Annotated in this window: 18 protein-coding genes and 2 rRNA genes; 17 read left to right on the top strand and 3 right to left on the bottom strand. The window is 38.0% G+C overall.

The genetic code is table 11. From position 1 onward, the window contains the following. From ACQKNX_RS15615 to prfB, 5 genes are all read left to right on the top strand, one after another. A 23S ribosomal RNA gene (locus ACQKNX_RS15615) occupies positions 1–91 on the top strand; the annotation flags it as partial. Positions 92–163: 72 nt separating this feature from the next. Beyond that, positions 164–279 (top strand): 5S ribosomal RNA (rrf, locus tag ACQKNX_RS15610). Between the two features lie 491 nt (positions 280–770). Next, positions 771–3,284 carry a preprotein translocase subunit SecA gene (gene secA / locus ACQKNX_RS15605; protein WP_427429661.1) on the top strand — a complete coding sequence of 838 codons (2,514 nt, stop codon included), beginning with the start codon at positions 771–773 and terminating at the stop codon, positions 3,282–3,284. Between the two features lie 362 nt (positions 3,285–3,646). Further along, complete coding sequence (locus ACQKNX_RS15600; protein ID WP_427429660.1) at positions 3,647–4,204, top strand: competence protein ComK; 558 nt, start codon at positions 3,647–3,649, stop codon at positions 4,202–4,204. A 431-nt stretch (positions 4,205–4,635) separates the two neighbouring features. Next, positions 4,636–5,740 (top strand): peptide chain release factor 2 gene (gene prfB, locus ACQKNX_RS15595; protein ID WP_401021137.1). Its coding sequence is split into 2 segments (ribosomal slippage): positions 4,636–4,710 and positions 4,712–5,740, totalling 1,104 coding nucleotides; the frame shifts between segments, so codons are not numbered across the junction. A gap of 516 nt (positions 5,741–6,256) precedes the next feature. Here the strand turns inward: prfB and ACQKNX_RS15590 are convergent. Next, positions 6,257–6,766 (bottom strand): competence protein ComK, encoded by a 510-nt coding sequence (locus ACQKNX_RS15590; RefSeq protein WP_427429659.1) that lies wholly within the window; start codon positions 6,764–6,766, stop codon positions 6,257–6,259. A gap of 228 nt (positions 6,767–6,994) precedes the next feature. Between ACQKNX_RS15590 and ACQKNX_RS15585 the strand changes: the two genes are divergently transcribed. From ACQKNX_RS15585 to ACQKNX_RS15530, 12 genes are all read left to right on the top strand, one after another. Then, on the top strand, positions 6,995–7,237 hold the full coding sequence (locus ACQKNX_RS15585; RefSeq protein WP_340826323.1) for an IDEAL domain-containing protein: 243 nt from the start codon (positions 6,995–6,997) through the stop codon (positions 7,235–7,237). Between the two features lie 349 nt (positions 7,238–7,586). Further along, positions 7,587–9,566, top strand: coding sequence for an excinuclease ABC subunit UvrB (gene uvrB, locus ACQKNX_RS15580; protein WP_427429658.1), 1,980 nt, complete (start codon positions 7,587–7,589; stop codon positions 9,564–9,566). Positions 9,567–9,573: 7 nt separating this feature from the next. Next, positions 9,574–12,438 carry an excinuclease ABC subunit UvrA gene (gene uvrA, locus ACQKNX_RS15575; protein ID WP_427429657.1) on the top strand — a complete coding sequence of 955 codons (2,865 nt, stop codon included), beginning with the start codon at positions 9,574–9,576 and terminating at the stop codon, positions 12,436–12,438. Positions 12,439–12,717: 279 nt separating this feature from the next. Beyond that, positions 12,718–13,914: a DUF4097 family beta strand repeat-containing protein gene (locus tag ACQKNX_RS15570; RefSeq protein WP_427429656.1), complete on the top strand. Its 1,197-nt coding sequence runs from the start codon at positions 12,718–12,720 to the stop codon at positions 13,912–13,914. Between the two features lie 282 nt (positions 13,915–14,196). Further along, positions 14,197–14,883: a cell division ATP-binding protein FtsE gene (ftsE, locus tag ACQKNX_RS15565; RefSeq protein ID WP_427429655.1), complete on the top strand. Its 687-nt coding sequence runs from the start codon at positions 14,197–14,199 to the stop codon at positions 14,881–14,883. Next, on the top strand, positions 14,873–15,757 hold the full coding sequence (gene ftsX / locus ACQKNX_RS15560) for a permease-like cell division protein FtsX (RefSeq protein ID WP_427429654.1): 885 nt from the start codon (positions 14,873–14,875) through the stop codon (positions 15,755–15,757). Before ftsE ends, ftsX begins: the two co-directional genes overlap by 11 nt. A 263-nt stretch (positions 15,758–16,020) precedes the next feature. Continuing rightward, positions 16,021–17,319 (top strand): murein hydrolase activator EnvC family protein, encoded by a 1,299-nt coding sequence (locus ACQKNX_RS15555; protein ID WP_427429653.1) that lies wholly within the window; start codon positions 16,021–16,023, stop codon positions 17,317–17,319. Between the two features lie 271 nt (positions 17,320–17,590). Then, positions 17,591–18,211 carry a hypothetical protein gene (locus ACQKNX_RS15550; RefSeq protein WP_427429652.1) on the top strand — a complete coding sequence of 207 codons (621 nt, stop codon included), beginning with the start codon at positions 17,591–17,593 and terminating at the stop codon, positions 18,209–18,211. Further along, the gene (locus ACQKNX_RS15545) at positions 18,208–18,795 is read left to right on the top strand and encodes a peroxiredoxin family protein (protein WP_427429651.1); all 588 of its coding nucleotides are present in this window, start codon (positions 18,208–18,210) and stop codon (positions 18,793–18,795) included. The genes ACQKNX_RS15550 and ACQKNX_RS15545 overlap by 4 nt, the downstream gene beginning before the upstream one ends. A 354-nt stretch (positions 18,796–19,149) precedes the next feature. Then, positions 19,150–20,598, top strand: coding sequence for a S41 family peptidase (locus tag ACQKNX_RS15540; RefSeq protein WP_427429650.1), 1,449 nt, complete (start codon positions 19,150–19,152; stop codon positions 20,596–20,598). 124 nt (positions 20,599–20,722) lie between these two features. Continuing rightward, positions 20,723–21,904, top strand: coding sequence for a PDZ domain-containing protein (locus ACQKNX_RS15535; protein WP_427429649.1), 1,182 nt, complete (start codon positions 20,723–20,725; stop codon positions 21,902–21,904). Continuing rightward, positions 21,904–22,128, top strand: a complete 225-nt coding sequence (locus ACQKNX_RS15530) for a CsbA family protein (RefSeq protein ID WP_427429675.1) — start codon at positions 21,904–21,906, stop codon at positions 22,126–22,128. The genes ACQKNX_RS15535 and ACQKNX_RS15530 overlap by 1 nt, the downstream gene beginning before the upstream one ends. Before the next feature lie 185 nt (positions 22,129–22,313). Here ACQKNX_RS15530 and ACQKNX_RS15525 read toward each other — a convergent pair whose 3' ends face one another. Together ACQKNX_RS15525 and ACQKNX_RS15520 are read right to left on the bottom strand one after the other, a co-directional pair. Then, positions 22,314–22,640 carry an AzlD domain-containing protein gene (locus tag ACQKNX_RS15525; protein ID WP_427429648.1) on the bottom strand — a complete coding sequence of 109 codons (327 nt, stop codon included), beginning with the start codon at positions 22,638–22,640 and terminating at the stop codon, positions 22,314–22,316. Next, entirely contained in the window at positions 22,637–23,368 is a 732-nt protein-coding gene (locus tag ACQKNX_RS15520; RefSeq protein ID WP_427429647.1) for an AzlC family ABC transporter permease, read from the bottom strand. Before ACQKNX_RS15520 ends, ACQKNX_RS15525 begins: the two co-directional genes overlap by 4 nt. Between the last annotated feature and the right edge of the window lie 30 nt (positions 23,369–23,398).

Raw genomic sequence — 23,398 nt, 5'->3', positions numbered from 1 at the left:
TCCCTCAAAGACGATGAGGTAGATAGGTTCGAGGTGGAAGTGTGGTGACACATGGAGCTGACGAATACTAATCGATCGAGGACTTAACCAAAAAAAGTTTGAAACATTCAATGAACCGTTTATCCAGTTTTGAAAGAACAACATCTTTCAACCAAATATAAAGTCTAGTGATGATGGCAAAGAGGTCACACCCGTTCCCATACCGAACACGGAAGTTAAGCTCTTTAGCGCCGATGGTAGTTGGGGGCTTCCCCCTGTGAGAGTAGGACATCGCTAGGCATAAATAGGAAGCCGAGGATTTAATCCTCGGCTTTTTTATCATTTTTTTAAACAGCAATATTACTTGTTTCCTTGGATATAGGGTGGCCTTTCCAATTGTTGAAGAAGGAACCTGCATCAATTTTGATTTTGCAGGATGGATTGCTAAAGGTTATACGCTAATTAAAAGTATCCAATGCATGATAAAAATCTGTTGTCCCAATATGTACCCCGTATAACTGATACGTAACTTTCTTTGGACTTAAAATGGATGGAGACCGACAGATTTCATTTCGGGGTCGATTGAACATAATGGTCATTGATAGAAACAACTAAATTATATTCCTTATTCTTTCGTAATATCAGTATGTTACGACATAAAAGGAAAAAAAGGTCGCAAAATGAACTTATTTTTCGATGTTTCGTTCCTTACTATAGGACACTGTTTGCATGAAACTGTTACACAATGGTAAAATGAAATTTGAGACTCGTATAGGAAGTGAAAAATATTCATGGCAAACCTATTAAATAAATTATTTGATTTCAATAAACGTGAGTTAAAAAAATTAGAAAAAATCGCTGACCAAGTTGAGGGATTCGCTTCTCAAATGGAACAGCTTTCAGATGAGCAACTACAAGCAAAGACAGATGAATTTAAGAAACGTTATGCAGATGGCGAAAAATTAGATTCCATTCGTGCTGAAGCATTTGCAGTTAGTCGTGAGGCATCGAAACGTGTATTAGGAATGTATCCTTTCCGCGTGCAAATTATGGGTGCTGCTTCACTTGATGAAGGTAACATTTCAGAAATGAAAACCGGTGAAGGTAAAACGTTAACAGCTACAATGGCGGTTTATTTAAATGCTATTACTGGTAAAGGCGTGCATGTTGTCACAGTTAACGAATATTTGGCTAGTCGTGATGCTGCCGAGATGGGCGAACTGTACAATTTCTTAGGACTTTCAGTTGGCTTAAATTTAAATAGCCTGTCAAAAGAAGAAAAGCGTGCGGCATATGATGCGGATATTACGTATAGTACAAACAATGAATTAGGGTTTGACTATTTACGTGATAATATGGTGCTTTATAAAGAAGAGCGCGTTCAACGTCCACTTCACTACGCTGTAATCGATGAGGTTGACTCGATTTTAATTGATGAGGCACGTACACCTTTAATTATCTCGGGTCAGGCTGGGAAATCAGCGCAGTTGTACAAGCAGTCCAATGCTTTTGTACGCATGTTAAGTGCAGATACAGATTACACATATGAAGAATCAACAAAAGGCGTTACGTTAACGGATGCAGGTGTAGAAAAGGCCGAAAAAGCATTTGGTATCGATAATTTGTTTGATTTAACACATGTACGTTTAAATCATGCCATTAACCAGTCGTTAAAGGCACATGTGAGTATGCACAATGATGTTGACTATGTTGTCCAAGAAGGCGAAATTGTTATCGTTGACGGCTTTACTGGTCGTCTAATGAAGGGGCGTCGTTATTCTGATGGTCTCCACCAAGCAATTGAAGCTAAAGAGGGCGTTGAGATTCAAAACGAATCAATGACGATGGCAACAATTACGTTCCAAAACTATTTCCGTATGTACCAAAAGCTTGCGGGTATGACAGGTACAGCGAAAACAGAAGAAGAAGAGTTCCGTAATATTTATAATATGAGTGTTATTGCGATTCCAACGAATAAGCCAATTGCACGTGATGACCGCCCAGATTTAATTTTTGCTTCAATGGACGGGAAATATAAAGCTGTAGCGGCAGATATAGCTGAGCGTCATAAGGCTGGTCAACCAGTACTTGTAGGTACAGTTGCAATCGAAACATCTGAAATTATTTCACAATTACTTGATAAACATAAAATTCCTCATAATGTACTGAATGCGAAAAATCATGAGCGTGAAGCAGAAATTATCGCGAATGCCGGTTCAAAAGGTGCCGTTACGATTGCCACAAATATGGCTGGTCGTGGTACCGACATTAAACCTGGTGAAGGTGTATTAGAAACTGGTGGTTTAGCGGTAATTGGTACGGAGCGACATGAATCACGTCGTATCGATAATCAGCTACGTGGTCGTTCAGGACGTCAGGGGAATCCAGGGGTTACGCAATTCTACCTGTCGCTTGAAGATGAATTAATGCGCCGATTTGGCTCTGACAATATGAAGTCTATGATGATGCGTCTTGGAATGGATGATACTCAACCGTTACAATCGAAAGTTGTATCAAGAGCGGTAGAATCAGCGCAAAAACGTGTTGAAGGGAATAACTTTGATGCACGTAAACGTTTATTACAATATGATGATGTTTTACGTCAGCAACGTGAGATTATTTACAAAGAGCGTTATGACGTTTTAGAAACGGAAAATATGCGTGAGCTTGTAGAGTCGATGATTCAGGAAACAATCGATAATATTGTCGGTCTTTACACACAAGGTGACCAGCCGAAAGATTGGAACTTAAAAGCGATAGAGGACTTTGTCGCAGCTAACCTACTAGAAGAAGGCACATTAAAAGTAGCGGACTTCCAAGGTAAATCTGCGGAAGAAATTAATTCGACTATTTCCGATGCTGTAAACCAACGCTATGATGAAAAAGAGGCAGAGCTTACACCAGAGCGTATGCGTGAGTTTGAGAAGGTTATTTTATTACGTTCAATTGATACGAAGTGGATTGATCATATTGACGCAATGGATCAATTACGACAAGGGATTCATTTACGTGCGTATGGTCAAAATGATCCTCTACGTGAATATCAGCAAGAAGGTTTTGCGATGTTTGAGGATATGGTCGCTTCCATTCGTGAGGATGTAGCGAAATATGCGATGAAAGCAGAAATTCGCAGTAACTTAGAACGTGAAGAAGTTGCAAAAGGTCAGGCTGTGAATCCGAAAGAAGATGGTTCGCCTGCACCGAAAAAACAACCTGTTCGTAAAGCTGAAAATATTGGACGTAATGATTTATGTCCTTGCGGTAGTGGAAAGAAATTTAAAAACTGTCACGGTGCAGGTCAATAAAATAAGGAAAAGATCAATTCAACGAGAAGTTGAGTTGGTCTTTTTTTTGCTTAGAAAGAAACGGCTCTAAAATCTGAATTAATAGACAATAGATAATTGAAAGTATACAATAATTGTAACAATAGGTATTTAGTTCAATGAAAGTAATGAGTATAGCAGATTATTTAAATAAATAGTAAGACACTTTCATATGAATTTACTTTCTTTGACAAAAGGGGAGGTGAATTTATGCGTTAGTCAAACTAATTCTCGAGTAATGTAGTTTTAGCAGACGTGCTCGAGGAAGTACATAGGTATGCCAATAAACATGTACATTCCTTTTTAATTCACATAATAAATCTGATTTAAAGGAGGAGTAATCATTGAATTATAATTGTGAAGACATTATGAGTAGTGAAACAATGTTGTATATGCCTGAGTATGATGCCTTTGGAAATTTATGTACAAGAGTAATTGAAAGGGACTATCAATATATATCCAAATTATCCCCAACGAAACTAATGGATTTTAATCTCCGCTATTTTGGTTCGAGCTTACGAGGAGCCTTTGATGGATCAAAGATGATTTTAGGTAAGCTCAATAAAAATCCCATTGTTGTCCATGAACGCTTTAATATTTTGTGGTTTCCAAGTAAGTCACCATTACATCCAGAGTGTATTTGGTTTGCAGTCCATCATATAGACGACTATATTGCTGTTAGTAAAAAGCAAACGAAGGTTGTGTTTATGAATGGTCAAGAAATTATTGTGGATGTTAGTCCGAAAGCATTTGAATATCGTATTCAGAGGGCTTTTTTATTAAAATACAAGTTAGAAAAACGAACAAAGCATTTACTTGTGCAGTTTGATCGAGTCAAAGTATTTCAGCGAATGGCGATTCGTTCTAAGGTAGAGGATGAAACGAAAAAGGATGAATGCTAGGAAACCGGGTCAGTACATTTAAGATTTTTAGCTTTTTTGAAATACAATTAATAAATACAGAGGGGTGTAGGCTTTGATGATTTATTATGAAACAATTTGTATTTGCTGTAAAAGTAAATTTAAGCTTTTAGAAGGGACTAGGAAATATCAGCTTTATAAAGTGAATCGGAATAGACGATTGACATGTGAGCATTGTGACCAAAAAATTCACGCCGAAGCTCGTAAAAGTTTACTTGGAAAACTTAATTAGTGAATAATATATCTTTGATTATAAAAAATAGTAGTATAAGCTAAGTGCTTTGTACTACTATTTTCTTGTATCTGGGACATGACATATTGAAAAAATTATGTTTTCCTCTTGAAAAACGCTATAATAGAATAATACGGATTTTACATGTAATATCCATTAAATATGTTCGGAGGATTTAGCAATGATTGAATTAGCAGATGTGCGTAACGCGTTAGATACTACAGCCAAAAAATTGGCGGACTTCAGGAGGTCTCTTTGACTTAGAAAACAAAGAGGCACGTATTCAAGAATTAGATGAAATGATGCTAGAGCCAGGCTTCTGGGACGATCAGCAAGGAGCACAAGTAGTCATTAATGAAGGTAATGGCTTGAAGGCAATTGTTAATGAATATAAAGAGCTAGTAGATACACATGAAAATTTAGATATGACACTAGAGTTATTGCGTGAAGAGCCTGATGAAGAATTACAGGAGGAGCTAGGCAATGAGCTTGCAGAGTTCCAACAAAAAATGGGCGATTTTGAGTTGCAATTACTATTAAGTGGTCCATATGATCAGAACAATGCGATTTTAGAGCTTCATCCTGGTGCTGGTGGTACAGAGTCTCAAGACTGGGGTTCTATGTTACTGCGTATGTATACGCGTTGGGCTGAAAAACGTGGATTTAAAGTAGAAACAGTCGATTATCTTCCTGGTGATGAAGCGGGTATTAAATCCGTAACTTTATCTATCAAAGGACATAATGCTTACGGTTATTTACAGGCTGAAAAGGGTGTACACCGTTTAGTCCGTATTTCACCGTTCGACTCTTCTGGTCGTCGTCATACATCATTTGTTTCATGTGATGTTATGCCTGAGTTTGATGACAATATTGAAGTAGACATTCGTACAGAGGATTTAAAAATTGATACGTACCGTGCAACAGGCGCTGGTGGTCAGCATATTAATACAACGGATTCAGCTGTTCGTATTACGCATATTCCAACTGGTACTGTCGTTCAATGTCAGGCAGAGCGTTCACAAATTAAAAACCGTGAAAAAGCAATGACGATGTTAAAAGGGAAACTATATCAATTAGAAATTGATAAGCAGCAAGCACAACTTGATGAAATTCGCGGTGAGCAAAAGGAAATTGGCTGGGGCTCTCAAATACGCTCATACGTATTCCATCCATACTCTATGGTTAAGGATCACCGTACAAGTGAAGAAACAGGGAATGTAGGCGCGGTAATGGACGGAGATTTAGATCCATTTATCAATGCATATTTACGTTCTAAAATTGGATAATCAATGAAGACCTCAGAGGCATTACGCTTCTGAGGTTTTCTCATTTAAAGTGCCAGTCACTCAAACAATTCTGAATTCTTATGATACTACTAGTAGGTTAACCAAGTAAAAATCCACGTAGACTCCACAGGGAATGCACAGAACGTAAGACGCAACAAACCGCGCGTTAGCGAGGGTTGCGGCTTATGTGTGTGCCCGCAGAAAGCGAAGTGGATTTTTACGCTTTAGAAGTACAATGCATAGAAAGGCACAGGAACCCCGCAATGCAATATCCTACTAGGCACTGCTAGTAGAACATTGATATATAAATACCCAAGTAAAAATCCACGTAGACTCCTGCGGGAATGCACAGAACGTAAGACGCAACAAACCGCGCGTTAGCGAGGGTTGCGGCTTATGTGTGTGCCCGCGGAAAGCGAAGTGGATTTTTACGCTTTAGTATGCCCAATGCAATAACAATGTAAGGACTCACCCTACTATCCCTACTCACCCTAATAGTAATAGTGAACCTTCTCCTTAAAATGGAGGATGGTACGGAGCATCGTGGCTAAGTTGTTTACGCTCACCCATATAATGTTTATAAAGCATGGAAGCATTAACAAATTGTTTACTAATCGAAGCATATTTAATAGGCAGCTCAATGTCCATATCATTTTTCAATGTGATAATACATCCTTCACTACTCGGCGAAATATTTGAAATAGCATGGAGCCCTATCCAAATATTGTGTATAGAGTTCGGCGAATAGGTCGGTAAAAATATGCAAGGAAAGCCATAATCATATGCGACGACTATGGGGAGCTTATGTTGATTACCAAAAAAACGTTTTGCAGAATGTTTTGCAGCTTCATAAGTCGTGCCTAATGAGATGCAAGATTTGCGTAAAACATGCAAAGGTTTGCGTGTCACAATAAGCTCATTATGCTTGTCAATAACTCGAGTGAAAACTTTAGATTCATGCTGAATCGGTTGCAATAAATAAGTATTGAAAGACATTAAATAACCATTTACATAATTTGATGACATATGTAAAAGCCTCCTTTTGATAGTAATTAATTGTAGTGTAAATGACAAAAATGCATTCTGAAAATATAGATATAAACTGAAAATATATAGATAATTGATGCTTTTTCCTAAGGAATTTGCTCGAAATTACGCTATAATTCTAATAAAAAATAGTTGATTTTTATTTGTTTAGCGTTGCATTTTAATCTAAATTTTCTTATAATTTAGAAAAGGATCGAGGTGAGATCGTTGGATAAATATTATTCGTACACAGATTTTCTAAAAGCCGTAGGTCAGTCAAAAAAAGTTGATGAGGCAGAGAAATTATTGAACGAGATTTATTTAGATTTATTTTTAAATCATATCCAGCGTATGCATCGTGAAGAAAAGCTAATGGTCTTGATAGATAGAACACTCGATGAACGAGATAAAAAAGCTTTTCACTTATACGCAACTGAACTAGAGGCTTTACACAAAGTAGCAAGTGAATAATATGATAAGACCGCTCTCCAATAACAGGAGAGCGGATTTTTTTGTCTATCAACAAATAGATGTTATCAGTACTATTATGTTTAATGAAAAAATGGAAAATCTTTTATTTTTCTAGAATTCTATGATTAAAGAAAGGGTATATATCTAATCATAGGTATAAAGGATAGAAGTTTATTGTTACTGAAAGAGTGTCACATCTAAGAGAAACTCCAAATGCTACATCAACAATACACGTACCGAAATTGAAAACGAAGAAAAATAACAAACATTCGTTCGTTAAATGTTCGATATTTTAATACTGCTATGCTAAAATAAATGTACAAATTGGAAGGAAAGGACGGGGACATGCGTGCAAACATTTGATTTACAGGCGCCTTATCAGCCTAATGGTGATCAGCCACAGGCGATTGCAGAATTAGTGGAGGGTGTACGTGAAGGGAAACGACATCAAACATTACTTGGTGCAACAGGGACGGGCAAAACTTTTACGATTTCCAATGTCATTCAGCAAGTAAAAAAACCAACATTGATTATGGCCCACAATAAAACACTTGCGGGTCAATTATATAGTGAGTTCAAAGAGTTCTTCCCAAATAATGCGGTTGAATACTTTGTAAGTTATTATGACTACTTTCAGCCGGAAGCGTATGTTCCGCAAACAGATACGTATATCGAAAAAGATTCAAGCATTAATGATGAGATTGATAAACTCCGTCACTCAGCCACTTCTTCACTTTTCGAACGTGATGATGTCATTATTATCGCGTCTGTGTCCTGTATATACGGTTTAGGTTCTCCGGAAGAATATCGAGAATTAGTTGTATCAATTCGCACAGGGATGGAAATTGAGCGCAATCAATTACTTCGAAAATTAGTCGACGTGCAATATGAACGCAATGATATTAGTTTTACTCGTGGGACGTTCCGTGTACGAGGAGACGTTGTGGAAATTTTCCCAGCATCTCGTGATGAACATTGCGTCCGTATCGAATTTTTCGGAGATGAGATTGACCGAATTCGAGAGGTAGATGCTTTAACGGGAGAAATTTTGGCAGATCGAGATCATGTCGCCATTTTCCCGGCATCCCACTTCGTTACTCGTGAAGAAAAAATGCTTAAAGCAATTGACAATATTGAACAAGAATTAGAACAGCGCCTTGAGCTATTGCGAGCAGAAGATAAGCTATTGGAGGCACAGCGTTTAGAGCAGCGTACACGCTATGATTTAGAAATGATGCGTGAAATGGGCTTTTGCTCAGGTATAGAAAACTATTCACGCCATTTAACATTACGTGAAGCTGGAGCAACACCATATACGTTACTTGATTACTTCCCAGAGGACTTTCTACTCGTTGTCGACGAAAGCCATGTGACATTACCTCAAGTAAGAGGTATGTATAATGGGGACCAAGCGCGCAAAGGGGTACTAGTAGAGCATGGTTTCCGTTTACCTTCTGCACTAGACAATCGTCCATTGCGTTTTGAGGAATTCGAACGACACATTCATCAAGCAATTTATGTATCAGCAACGCCTGGTCCATATGAAATTGAACATACTCCAGAAATGGTAGAACAAATTATACGTCCAACAGGATTACTAGATCCGTTAATTGATGTTCGCCCAATTGAAGGGCAAATTGATGATTTAATTGATCAAATTCATGATCGTATTGCGCGAAATGAGCGTGTACTCGTAACAACATTGACGAAAAAAATGTCGGAAGATTTGTCTGCATATTTGAAGGAAATGGGCTTAAAAGTGGAATACTTACATTCAGAGATTAAGACATTAGAACGTATTGAGATTATTCGCGAACTTCGTAAAGGTACATATGATGTACTTATCGGCATTAACTTATTGCGTGAAGGTTTAGATATTCCTGAAGTATCACTAGTAGCGATTTTAGATGCAGATAAGGAAGGCTTTTTACGTTCAGAGCGTTCTCTTATTCAAACAATTGGCCGTGCGGCACGTAATGCGAATGGGCATGTCATTATGTACGCGGATAATATGACAGATTCTATGAAAAAGGCAATTGAGGAAACAAAACGCCGCCGAACAATTCAAATGGCTTACAACGAAGAACATGGTATTACACCGAAAACGATTGTCAAAAAGATTCCGGATGTTATTCGTGCGACACAGGTGGCAGAGGAAGAGGAGTCTTATGTAACAAAGGCAACAAAAGGCAAGAAATTGACGAAGGCAGAAAGAGAGAAATTACTTGCTACTCTTGAAGTGGAAATGAAGGAAGCAGCAAAAGCACTTGACTTCGAACGTGCAGCGGAGCTTCGCGATACAATATTTGAATTGAAAGCAGAAGGGTGATTGGCTTGTGAAAAATACAGAAATTGTCGTGCAAGGCGCACGAGCACATAATTTAAAAAATATAAATGTCACAATTCCACGTGATCAATTAGTCGTGTTAACAGGTTTATCTGGGTCTGGGAAGTCGTCATTAGCTTTTGATACGATTTACGCTGAAGGTCAACGCCGCTATGTCGAATCATTATCGGCATATGCGCGCCAATTTCTTGGCCAAATGGATAAACCGGATGTAGATGCAATAGAGGGGCTATCGCCTGCTATTTCAATCGACCAAAAAACGACGAGCCGAAATCCACGCTCAACAGTCGGAACAGTCACGGAAATCTATGATTATTTGCGTTTACTATTTGCCCGTATTGGCAAGCCTATTTGTCCAAATCATGGTATTGAGATTACGTCTCAAACGATTGAGCAAATGGTCGATCGTCTGCTCGTCTATCCAGAACGTACGAAAATGCAATTACTTGCACCAATGATTTCAGGGCGTAAAGGGACACATGTAAAATTACTTGAGGATTTGAAAAAGCAAGGCTTTGTCCGTGTACGAATTGATGGAGAATTACGCGATTTAGACGATGCTATTGATTTAGATAAAAATAAAAAACATTCGATAGAAGTTGTTGTCGATCGTGTAGTTGTAAAAGAAGGAATTGCAGCTCGTCTTAGTGATTCGTTAGAAACAGCCCTTCGATTAGCAGAGGGACGTGTGCTTGTCGATGTAATGGAGCATGAAGAATTATTATTTAGCGAACATCATGCCTGCCCATTATGTGGATTTTCAATTGGAGAGTTAGAGCCTCGGATGTTTTCTTTTAACAGTCCATTTGGAGCGTGCACAAGCTGTGACGGTTTAGGAACGACACAAGAGGTTGATCTTGAGCTTATCGTGCCAGATTGGGATCGTTCATTATTAGAGCACGCTATTGCACCATGGGAGCCTACGAGCTCTCAATATTATCCACAGCTATTAAAGGCTGTATGCGACCATTATGATATTCCAATGGATGTACCTGTCAAAGATTTACCTAAAGAAAAGATGGATAAGGTTTTATTTGGCTCAGGTAAAGATAAAATTCACTTCCATTATGAAAACGAATTTGGCAATGTGCGAGATCAAATGATTGAATTCGAAGGTGTCGTTCGTAACGTAGAGCGTCGTTTTAAAGAAACAACCTCCGATTATGTACGAGAGCAAATGGAAAAATATATGGCACAGCAAGCTTGCCCATCTTGTAAAGGCTACCGACTAAAGCCCGAAACATTAGCTGTGAAAATTGCAGATCAGCATATCGGACAAGTAACAGAGTATTCGATTCAGGATGCAGATACGTTTTTCAAAGAGCTCAATTTATCTGAAAAGGATATGCAAATCGCAAAACTCGTATTGCGTGAAATAGAAGAACGTCTCGGCTTCTTAGTCAATGTAGGATTAGATTATTTAACATTAAATCGTGCTGCGGGAACACTTTCAGGCGGGGAGGCACAGCGTATCCGTCTGGCAACACAAATTGGCTCTCGCTTAACAGGTGTGCTCTATATTTTGGATGAGCCATCGATCGGCCTACATCAGCGAGATAATGACCGTCTCATTAGTACGCTACAAAATATGCGTGATATCGGCAATACGTTAATTGTAGTCGAGCATGATGAAGATACAATGCTAGCAGCGGATTACCTTATTGATGTTGGACCAGGTGCTGGTGTACATGGTGGACAAATTGTTGCGGCAGGTACGCCACAGGAAGTAATGGATAATGCTAAGTCGTTAACAGGACAATATTTAAGCGGCAAGAAATTCATACCGCTACCAATTGAGCGTCGTAAACCAGATGGACGTAAACTATCTATTTTAGGTGCAAAAGAAAATAACTTACAAAACGTTAAAGTAGACGTACCATTAGGTCTATTTGTAGCGGTGACAGGTGTTTCTGGCTCAGGTAAATCAACACTCATCAATGAAATTTTATATAAATCTTTAGCGCAAAAGCTCAACCGTTCAAAAGTGAAGCCAGGTGCACATAAAGAAGTAACAGGATTGGATGAGTTAGAAAAAGTTATTGATATTGACCAATCACCAATCGGCAGAACGCCGCGCTCAAATCCGGCAACATATACAGGGGTATTTGATGATATTCGCGATGTTTTTGCAACAACAAATGAGGCAAAAGTACGCGGCTATAAAAAAGGGCGGTTTAGCTTTAACGTGAAAGGTGGTCGTTGTGAAGCTTGTCGTGGCGACGGTATTATTAAAATTGAAATGCATTTCCTGCCAGATGTGTATGTGCCGTGTGAAGTTTGCCATGGTAAACGTTATAACCGCGAAACACTTGAAGTGAAATATAAAGATAAAAGTATTGCCGATATTTTAGATATGACAATTGAAAATGCTGTGGTGTTCTTTGAAAACATTCCTAAAATTCAACGTAAATTACAAACGATTGTTGATGTAGGGTTAGGGTATATGAAATTAGGACAACCTGCGACTACCCTATCAGGTGGTGAGGCACAGCGTGTTAAATTGGCTTCTGAATTACATCGCCGCTCAACAGGTAAGTCATTTTACATTTTAGATGAGCCGACAACTGGCTTACATGCAGATGATATTGCACGCTTACTAATTGTGTTGCAACGCCTTGTTGAAAATGGTGACTCAGTACTTGTCATTGAGCATAATTTGGATGTTATTAAAACAGCGGATTACATTATTGACTTGGGGCCAGAGGGTGGCGACAAAGGTGGTACAATTGTTGCTACAGGTACGCCAGAAGAAGTAGTGGAAGTAACAGGCTCTTATACAGGTAAATATTTAAAACCGATATTAACACGTGATAGAATGCGTATGGAAGCTGCTTTGGTAAATGCAGCTAAATAATTTATTATAAAGTATTTTATTGTAAAAATCTGCTCTTTTCCGAGGGGAAGACTTAAGAGCTCGCATGCTCGTTAGCTTTTGTGGCATCATGCATAAGGCTTTTTCTCCCTCAGGAAATCTTGCAGATTTTTTATTTTCCCATATCAAAAATGCACCTAATAGCGACAATGCAGTAAATCATCATCTGTGATAGTAAATACTTTTTCATTTTTTCAGTGAAACTTTTCACATAGGGATACGTATAAATAGATATAACAATCTGTGGGAGGCTATATGATTATGCAAAATGAACGTCAACGAATTTTAGAACTTGTGGAAAAAGGTACAATTTCAGCGCAAGAGGCGATTACATTATTAGAAGCATTAGAGCAACCTAGCAAGTCCACTCAAAGTAGTAACGATGTGTCGAATATGGGTCAGCAATCGCAATCCTCAACAGAGAAAGAATCTATCTTTAAAGATCCAGAGTTTAAAGAAGAACAAAAGAAAAAAGATGCAGACTTCACTAAAAATTTCCAAGATGAAATGCATGATTTTCGTAAAGATTTATCGCAAATCGGTTCAATCTTTATGGATATGATGAATACGGCAGTTAAAAAAGTAAAAGAATTCGATGTTTCTTCGCCATTTGGAGATAAATTTGAGTTTACACATACAGAAGAACTAGCAGCAGAGAATGTAGAAAATGTCATTGTTGAATTACCGAACGGCAATTTTTCATTAGAAACGTGTGAAGGTGATAACTTCCAAGTCATTTGTAAAGTAAAGGCACCTCTACTTAACGATAACGAGGAAGAAACACGTAATCATTTCTTGGAACAATTTGTTGTGAAGATAGAGGAAGGCTCACTTAGAATTTTAAGTCAGCTAAAGCTTGTGCAGGTGAATGTACAATTGCTTGTGCCAAAGGAAAAGTTAGATAAATTGTCAGTCCGTTTAATGAACGGTAGTGTTGCTTTGCAAGATATCGAGCTGGATCAATTAAAACTTAAAACACTTAATGGTGCGATTAAGGGCTCTAAGCTAGTATTTACGAAGGCAGAAGTGGATTCATCGAATGGCTCGATCGAACTAACTGAAGTACGTGGTAAAGATTTAGAAGCTGAAACATTGAATGGTCGTGTTTATTTAGATGGGGCTTTAGATGAAGTAGAAGCAAAATCTATAAATGGACATGTTGTTGTGACAACATGCTCTAGTAATTCATCAAAAATTAAAGCACATACAGTTGCCGGAGCTGTAGAAATATATGTACCACGAACAATGTCTTTGAGCGGGAAAATTGTTACAAACTTCGGTAAAGTGGATGTAGGTATTCAAGATACGTCGAAAATTGAAACACAGGATCAATTCTTAACTAAAGTAGTTCGTTTTGATAAAGAAGTGGAAAATGCAAATCGCTTATTTATCGAAGGCGAGTCGAAAACAGGAGCGGTTTTAATTCGTTATACAACTACTGACGAGCAACAAATGTAAAATAATAAAGAGCATTCAGGCTAGGCAACTCTATAGCTTGAATGCTCTTTTTATATTCAATATTTACTAATAGGAAAACAGGAATCACTATAACCTTCCATCGATTCCTGTTTTTATTTGTTGTCATTTGGTGGATTTTAAATAAATATTCCAAAAAACATTAAATAAATAGAATATAATGCCAACGAATGAAATAAAACTGTAATAAAAAAACATAGATTGAGTGATATAATAGAAAAAGAATACATCTTACATATAAGAGGTTTAGGTGGTTTAAAAAACATGATAGAAATGAAAAATGTGACAAAGAAGTATCCGAATGGTGTAGTTGCGACAAATGGCATTTCGGTTAATATAAAACAAGGTGAATTTGTCTATGTTGTTGGTCCAAGTGGTGCAGGTAAATCGACATTTATTAAGTTAATGTACCGTGAGGAAAAAGCAACTTCAGGTGAAATTACTGTTAATGGCATTAATTTAGGTGGTTTAAAAAATAAAAAAGTACCTTTCTTGCGCCGTCAACTCGGTGTAGTTTTCCAAGATTTCAAATTACTCCCAAGATTAAATGTCTATGAAAACGTAGCATTTGCGTTAGAAGTAATTGAAGAGGAACCAGTTGAAATCCGCCGTCGAGTTATGGAAGTTTTAGACCTTGTTGGTTTAAAGCATAAGGCAAGAATGTTCCCGAATGAACTTTCTGGTGGAGAACAACAACGTGTTTCTATTGCACGTTCTATTGTGAACGTACCAAAAGTAGTAATTGCAGATGAACCAACAGGGAATCTAGACCCTGAGACATCTTGGGACATTATGAATTTATTTGAAGAAATTAATGCACGAGGAACGACAATTGTAATGGCAACCCACAACCGCGAAATTGTGAATACTATTCGTCGTCGAGTTATAGCGATTGAAGGCGGTATGATTGTCCGTGATGAGCACGGAGGTGACTACGGCTATGAAATTTAATACAGTAAAACGACACTTTCGAGAGAGTATAAAATCACTTGGTCGTAATAGCTGGATGACAATTGCTTCTGTCAGCGCGGTTACAGTGACTTTGATATTAGTAGGTGTATTCTCGCTAATTATGATGAACTTAAATAAAGTTGCATCAGATTTAGAGAACGATGTTGAAATAAAAGTGTTAATCGATGAAACAGCAGATGAAGCTGCTGAAAAAGCATTACTAGCAAAAATAGAAAAATTACCTGATGTTGCGGAATTTACTTATTCCACAAAGGAAGACGAATTGACAAAGTTAGTGAAAGATTTTGGGGATGACTTTAAGCTTTTTGAGCAAAGTAACCCGTTACGAAATGTTATTTATGTGAAGGCAACAGATCCACAGCAAACGGCCAAGGTTGCAAAGACAATTAATAAGTATGAATATACATACGATGTGAAGTACGGTGAAGGTAAGGTAGAGAAACTTTTCAACTTCTTAAATATTAGTCGTAATGTAGGTCTTGTGCTGATTTTAGGGTTATTATTCACAGCTATTTTCTTAATCTCTAATACGATTCGTATTACGATTATCGCACGTCGCGATGAAATCGAAATTATGAAGCTAGTAGGTGCAACAAATTCGTTTGTGCGTATTCCATTTCTTTTAGAAGGTATGTGGCTGGGGATATTAGGTTCTATCGTCCCGATTGCGGTTATCGCAACACTTTATCACAATGTATATAAAATTATTGCACCTCGTTTACAAGGTGAGCTCGTTCAGCTTCTTAGTTTCTCACCACTTGTTTATCAAGTAAGTGGTCTACTATTGCTTATTGGTGTGCTTATTGGTATTTGGGGAAGCTTCATGTCTGTACGTAAATTTTTAAAAATTTAACTTGTTTCAGCAAAAGTTCTTATTTAAAAGCGGGGGATACACGGAATTCTTTGTGGATCCCCCCGCATGAATCAAGTTAAAGTCCACGGTGAATGTCACAGATTTTATGAGGAGCCTATTGATCAGGTTCGGAAAAAACTTGACGCAATAATGCCGAGGCGTAATTAATATTTAGTCAGAGATGTAGCGCAATAAAAAAGCCGTTTATGACGGCGTACATAGTCAGAAAAATGGAATTAAATAGACGAAGGGGAGTTCAATAAATGAAAAGTAAGGCAAAAAACACAATTAAAGCATTTGCAGCAACAACGGCACTACTTCTTATTATCCAAACTCCAACAGCGTATGCAACTAGTTTAACGGATTTAAAAGAAGAGAAAAAACAAGTAGAAACAAAGAAAAATCAATTAAATTCTTCTATTAGCAATAAAGAAAATGCAATTAGTGCAAATGAAGAAAAGCAACAAAAATTACTAGATCAAATTCAAGCGTTAAATGCTGAAATCGAAACTACTAATAGTAATATTAAAAATGTATTGGCAGAAATTCAATCTACAAATGCAGAGATAAAAGAATTAGAAGGTACAATCGAAGAGCTTCTTCGCAAAATTGAAGAGCGTGATGTATTATTACAAGATCGTGCGCGTGCAATTCAAGCTGGGGGCTCAGTTAGCTATTTAGATGTGCTACTAGGTTCTAATAGCTTCGTAGATTTCATCGACCGCTTCTCCGCTGTAAATGCTTTGCTTGAAGCGGATCGTCAAATTATTCGCGATCAAAAACAGGACAAGCAAACATTAGAAGAGCAAAAGCAAGTACTAGAAAGCAAACGTCAAAAGCTTGAAGAGCAGAAAGCAAAGCTAGAGCGTCTAAAAGCATCATTGGATGGACAGAAAAAAGAGAAAAACACTTTAGTTGAGCAGTTAGAAAAAGAACAAGCAAAACTAAAGTCAGAAAAAGTATTACTTGAAAAAGAATATTCAGAGGCGCTTGAAATTAGTGCTGAATTACAGCAGCAAATCATTTCAGAGCAAAACCGATTAGCGGAAGTAGCTCGTCAACAAGAGGCAAAACGTAAAGCAGCAGCCGCTGCTGCAGCTGCAGCAGGAAACTCAGGCTCTGGTGGCTCTACAGTGAATGCTCCAGCTTCGGATGGAACATGGATTAAACCAACAAATGGTCGTTTAACATCTCCATATGGCTGGCGTAATCTTGGTGCTGGTCCTGAATTCCATTATGGAGTTGACCTTGCCAATAAAACAGGTACGCCAATTTGGGCAGCAGCTGACGGTGTTGTATCTTACGCCGCACCACTTAGCTCTTACGGAAATGTGGTTATTTTAACACACTCTATTGATGGAAAAATTTATACAACAGTTTATGCACATTTAAGTGCATTTAATGTTAGTGTTGGTGACGAAGTAAGCCAAGGACAGCAAATTGCAGCAATGGGTAGTACAGGTCGCTCAACAGGACCACACTTACACTTTGAAGTGCACATCGGCTCTTGGCAAGGACAAGCAGTTGGTAGTGTGAATCCACTAAAATATATTCCATTGTAAATATTTTATGAAGAGAGTCGTCTCATAGTGAGACGGCTCTTTTTTGCGTGTAAGTGACAAAATGAAAAGGAGAATTTTTCTGTTATAGCGTGCATTCGAAAGAAATATTTATTACTATATACGATATGGGGTATTTTCTAGTGAAATGCTCAAAAAATGACTATTCCCTAAAAACTTTAGAAAAATTTTTGAATACAGTGTGAAATGGAAGTTTTCATAAAAGTATCTATGCTATGCTAAAATTATCTATATCTGTGGAGGATTTGTTAAGGTGATTAATACTGAGTGGTTTTCAATTCGTGCATTAACTTTACCAGCAACGGCGGTCGCATTATTAGCAGCATTTATCATCGTATGGCTTGTCTTACGAATACAATTCCCGAAAATATGGTCAGGGGTATACGGTGATGCAATCTTTACTTTTATCCTTGTTTGGAAATTTAGCGTCGTTATTACGGACTTTCAATCTGTCCTTTCACAACCATTAACGCTTCTTTACTTTAATGGCGGAACTGTCGGTGTCTTATTAGGAACAGTTGCCGTTATATTTCAATTGTGGTGGAAGCGACAACAACTACAATTCGATTTTGAAGGCGTAACTGCAAGTGGCTGGGCAATCATTTTAACGCAATCTATTTATCAATGGTTCGTGGTATTATTGAATGACAATTCGCTCCAAAGTGAACTCATCACTTTGGTAGTGCTAAGCATACTAACGGTTATCATATTATGGAAAGTAACAGAAACAACTCTAGCGTTATTAGTGTATACAGCTGGGTATGTAATCGTTGCTGTTTTACAGCCAAATGGCTTCTGGCAACCGGCTGTTGGAGTAAGCTTCCTACTACTTATGTTAGGTATAGGAATTCAACGAATGGGAGGAAAAGAATGAAAAAAAATATTGGGTTACTTATAGTGGTGTTGTTAATAGCTGCGATGATTGGTACATACGTTAAACAGCAAATCGATAAAGAGCGCGAAATTGAAACGGCCTCACTTGGTAAAAAAGTAGAGGAACGGACAATTGGGTTGAAAAAAGGAGATACACCGCCAGATTTCACGTTAACTAATTTAGATGGTGAAAAAGTGACGTTAAGCAAGTTACGCGGAAAAAAAGTAGTATTAAATTTTTGGGCAACATGGTGTCCACCGTGTAAAGCTGAAATGCCACATATGCAAAATTATTACGATCAATATGCAAAAGAGGACAATGTTGAAATTTTAGCAGTCAATTTAACGTCAGCCGAGCGAGACGTAACAGCTGATGCGAAAATTGATTCAGTTATGACATTTAGAGATGGTTTTGAACTTACATTCCCGATTTTACTTGATCCAGAAAATGCTGCTGGTTCAGATTATCAGGTCATTACGATTCCAACAACGTATTTCATTGATTCAACTGGGACTATTCAGCAAGCGATAGAAGGCCCAATGAACGTCGAAATGTTAAAAAACACTGTTGAAGCATTAGATTAGTTTATAGTGCCAGGCACCCAAACAATTCTGAATACTTAAAGCACTGCTAGTAGATTTATTATATATACCCCAGTAAAAAATTTACGAAGACTCCTGCGGGAACAAACAGTGGGTTTTTTAGTGCCAGGCACTCAAACAATTCTGAATTCTTAAAGCTTTGCTAGTAGATTTATTATATATACCCCAGTAAAAAATTCACGAAGACTTCTGCGGGACGCACAGTGGGTTTTTTAGTACCAGGCACCCAAACAATTCTGAAAAAAGCAATCCGTGAGCTTATTTAGAATTCCAAAACATTATTTTGTATGTTTGAAAATATAAATTCATAGAGTAAAGAGACAGAGGAGGGAAGGTTTGCGCAAAATTACGGCAGGAGTCGGGGTACTTGTCAGCAGTTTATTGATAGGTAGTGGATTTTACTTTGACTTGTTTGATTTTGATGGAGGAGAGAAAAAAGTGCAAGTCGCAGAAGTTGATTCGATTAACGAAGCTTTACAACTAATCGAAAATAAATCTGTATATAGCACTAAAAAAGAAGAATTAGTAGAAGGTGCTTTACGCGGTATGGCAGATGCAATTAAGGACCCGTATAGTACCTATTACACGAAGGAAGAGGCTGAGCAACATCGACAAATGCTAGCAGAAGAAAGAGTTGGTATCGGTATTGAACTGACAGAAAACAATGGGAAGTTTATTGTTGTGTCGCCTGTTCGTTCGTCACCAGCAGAAAAGGCTGGAATGCGCTCTCTCGATGAAATTGTACAAGTTGATGGCGTCAAAGTAGATGGGAAAACAATGAGTGAACTAATGCATTTGATTCAAGGTGACAAAGGGACAAAGATTACAATTGTTGTTTATCGTCCAAGTGAGGATAAGCATATTAAAATGACGATGGAACGTGCTGCAATCTCCAATAAAACCGTAACGAGTGAGGTAGTGAAGGTAGAGGATACTTCGATAGGCTATATAGAAATCTCGTTATTTGGTGAGAAGACAGCAAATGAGTGGGTTGCAGAAACAAGTAAGCTACTACGCAAAGATGTAGAAGGGCTCGTTGTTGACGTTCGGGATAATCCTGGAGGCTATTTACATAGCGTCGCAGCGCTACTAAGTACAATTTTAGAAAATGGTAAAGTATTTGCCTATATGCAAAATGCAGAGGGGGCTATGGAACCATTAAAAACTGAATCGAAAGGCTTTGATGAAAAATATTTAGCTACGATGAATAAAATTCCGATTGTCATTATTCAAAATGGTGGTAGTGCATCGGCTAGTGAAGTACTCAGTGGAGCATTAAAAGGCTGGAATCGTGCTTCCCTTGTCGGTGTTAAAAGTTTTGGTAAGGGCACAGTACAGGAATCATGGTCTCTTGCAAATGGGGGAGAACTGAAGCTATCAACAAATAAGTGGCTTACGCCAAAACGTGAATGGATCCACGGGAAGGGCATTGAAGCTAGTTTAGTTATTGAACAAAACGAGTTATTTGCGTTCCAACTGCATCCTTTAACAGGGCAATTCAAAGTGGGCAATATGAGCGAGGAAATCGCGTATACACAAAAAGCATTGCAAAAGCTTGGTTATCAAATTGACCGATTAGATGGTTATTTAGATGAGACAACTCAAGAGGCAGTAAAGCTTTATCGTAAGCAGAAGGAATTACCGCCAGCAGAAAATGATGTATATGTAGATTCTACGTTCTTCAATAGTTTAAATGGAACGTTAAAGGCTTATAAAGAAGATCGTCAAAATGACTTACAATTCCAAATGGCAACAAGCTTCCTGTTGCACAATATTGAGCAATAGATATTATAAATCTAGTAAAATTGATGGGAAATAACAAGCTTTCTACCAGTTACTACTACGCAAGACAGTGGTCGTTTGATACAATGAATGCATAGTATTCATGACAGAAACGGCGGGTGTTCGTATGGTTAGTAACATATTAATAGAAATTGTAACAGCGATTGGCCGCTTTTTACTTAATCCAGTAGTTTATATTGCGATAGTGGTTGCTATCTTATTAGGGTATAGACGTGTAAAGCAAGAGCGAAGATTTTTTAACAGACGTATTATTTGGGGTTGGTCAGAGCTGATAGGACAATGGAAGCGTGGATGGCCTTATGCACTAGTCATTTCACTAATAAGTCTAGGTTTCGGGCTCACTGTACCCAAACCATTTTTACTAATTTTAATGGCTATATCTTTACTAGGTCTCTTGTTATTTTTCATCAATGTATTGTCACCAATTTACACAATGGCAATCGCGACTCTTGCATTATGGGCGATGTACCAGTTCAACTGGTCGTTCTCCTGGTGGAAGCTTACATTGGAAGGCGTCGATTTATTAGCAGGGGCTATTGTTACAATTACGATCATAACAGGGCTATGTGTAATAGTAGAAGGCATGCTTATTCGCCGTACTGCTAAACAAGTTATCACACCTGCTATCGAAAATACAAAACGTGGCATGCAGGCTATCGTCTATCGAACAAAGAATGTCTGGGTGTTACCTATTTTCTTTATTATTCCAGGTAATATCATCCCATCATCACTGCCATATTGGCCGCAGTTTACATTGGGAGAGAATCACTTTGCATTCGTATTATTCCCTGTAGTTATCGGTTTTTCAAAGCTGTTAAGGAAAGAATTACCCGTTGTGCAGTTGCCGAAAATAGGGCGCTCAGTCTTATTGTTAGGACAGCTGATTTTAATAGGTGGACTTGCATCATTTTTGGCACCGATTATAGGTTATATAACATTAGCAGTAGGGGCATTAATTCGAATCATCATATCAATTTATTATGCTTTGCAAGATAAAACGGAATCGTATGCGGTTGCGCCAAGTACAAAGGGAGCTATTATTGCTGCTGTGCTTCCTGATTCGCCAGCAGAAAAAATGGGCTTACTTGCAGGGGAATGTATTCGTAAAGTAAATGGACACACGATTACTACAGAAGTTGAATTATATGAAGCTTTACAATTAAATGCTGCACATTGTCGTTTAGAGGTGCTAGACCGTAATAACGAAATTCGCCTTACGCAGCATGTAATTTACAGCAATGACCATTATCGAATTGGGTTATTGTTGGCGGAGCCGAGGGAACTATGATAGACCTATATGGGAAAATGATGCTAGCATTATTTTTCCCAGCATTACTCGTGTTATTGTTTACGCGTATTACGTATAACCGTTATGTGGCGTTAGGGTTAGCTATAGCACTTATTGCCGCTTCAGTATATGCAGGTTATACTTCCCCACCTATTATTTTTGTCGTTGATGCTTTTTCGTTAACTTTTGGTTTTTGGTTCGCGAGCAAAATGCAAAAAAAATAAGGAGGGCTGTCATTCAAGACTTCCTAACTCCTTCAGTATTAAATAAAAATCCGCGTCGCATTTGCGAGCACTGTGTAAGACGAACTCATCCTTATATGGATTGATTCGTCTTACACCTCGTGCTACTTTCGCAAGCGTCTCAGCGGATTTTTTTATAGTGAAAAAGCAAATGAAAAATACTTTTTTTACATAATGAATCTTACGGCAGCCATTATTATAACGCCTGCCACAACTGTAATCGATAAGCTTTTTGTGACTAGTGCAATGATAAGTGTAGGCACAAAAGTTAAAAAAACAGGCCAATCCAGTGTAACGAAACTTTTGCTTTCAGTATCCAATAAATTTTCGATAACAAGGGCACTAAGTATACAAACTGGAATAAAACTTAGCCATTTTAAAACTACATCTGGCAGTTTCACACTGCGCACAAACATAAACGGAATAATACGGGGTAACCATGTAACCAATGCGCAACCGATAATAAGCCATATCATAGAAGCTGTTGTCGTCATTTATCTGTCACCACCCCAATCGTTGCTACAATAACAGTTGCAAGTAGCACAGCTAAATGCGAAGGAACGAGATAAGATAAGCCATACATAATGACAACCATATAGCCAATTAACATAAGGTAATGCATGATTTTATTTTTTCCAACGCTACTAAGCTGTAGCACTAGTAAAGCAACAAACATGGCGATTAATGCAAAGTCTAAGCCCCACTGTTCGGGATTTGCCACCCATTGTCCTAAAAAAGCACCTGCAACGCAAGATAAAATCCAAAATGCATATGCTGTTATATTCAGTCCATCCATCCATTTGCCATGTAATTTACCATTTTGCATTTGTTTGGTTACGGCTACACCAAATGTTTCGTCTGTTAATAATGTCCCAAATCCGACATTTCGTAGCATAGAATAGCGCGTAAAATGAGGTGCCAATGTTAAACTCATTAATAAATGACGTAGATTTACGACAAAAATGGTTACAATGATAGCAGAGGCTGGACTACTCGTTAGCAAAAGTGCGCAAAAAATAAACTGCGCAGAACCTGCGTAAACGAGAATTGTTAGTAATGCGATTTCAACTACAGATAGACCAGAAGCGGAACCTACAACACCGAATGCCAGTCCTATACTAATATAACCGAGTAAAGTAGGTACACAATCTTTTACTCCTTGTAGGAAGCTATCGTCTGTAGAGGTTGTTGATTCATTATGAAGATCTGTTGTGCTTGTCATAAATAGGTCATCCTTTCAAAATAATTTCCA

The organism is Lysinibacillus sp. NPDC093712, assembly GCF_050280025.1.
Lineage (GTDB): Bacteria > Bacillota > Bacilli > Bacillales_A > Planococcaceae > Lysinibacillus.
The sequence above is the reverse complement of the archived record's forward strand: the minus strand, read 5'-3'. Positions and strand labels throughout refer to the sequence as shown.

What these genes read in the sequence shown, in the direction of transcription:
- ACQKNX_RS15570 (WP_427429656.1), top strand. Translation starts at nt 12,718, where the DNA reads ATGCAAAATGAACGTCAACGAATTTTAGAACTTGTGGAAAAAGGTACA.
- ftsE (WP_427429655.1), top strand. Translation starts at nt 14,197, where the DNA reads ATGATAGAAATGAAAAATGTGACAAAGAAGTATCCGAATGGTGTAGTT.
- secA (WP_427429661.1), top strand. Translation starts at nt 771, where the DNA reads ATGGCAAACCTATTAAATAAATTATTTGATTTCAATAAACGTGAGTTA.
- ACQKNX_RS15525 (WP_427429648.1), bottom strand. Translation starts at nt 22,640, where the DNA reads ATGACGACAACAGCTTCTATGATATGGCTTATTATCGGTTGCGCATTG.
- ACQKNX_RS15535 (WP_427429649.1), top strand. Translation starts at nt 20,723, where the DNA reads ATGGTTAGTAACATATTAATAGAAATTGTAACAGCGATTGGCCGCTTT.
- ftsX (WP_427429654.1), top strand. Translation starts at nt 14,873, where the DNA reads ATGAAATTTAATACAGTAAAACGACACTTTCGAGAGAGTATAAAATCA.
- ACQKNX_RS15520 (WP_427429647.1), bottom strand. Translation starts at nt 23,368, where the DNA reads ATGACAAGCACAACAGATCTTCATAATGAATCAACAACCTCTACAGAC.
- ACQKNX_RS15545 (WP_427429651.1), top strand. Translation starts at nt 18,208, where the DNA reads ATGAAAAAAAATATTGGGTTACTTATAGTGGTGTTGTTAATAGCTGCG.
- ACQKNX_RS15590 (WP_427429659.1), bottom strand. Translation starts at nt 6,766, where the DNA reads ATGTCATCAAATTATGTAAATGGTTATTTAATGTCTTTCAATACTTAT.
- ACQKNX_RS15555 (WP_427429653.1), top strand. Translation starts at nt 16,021, where the DNA reads ATGAAAAGTAAGGCAAAAAACACAATTAAAGCATTTGCAGCAACAACG.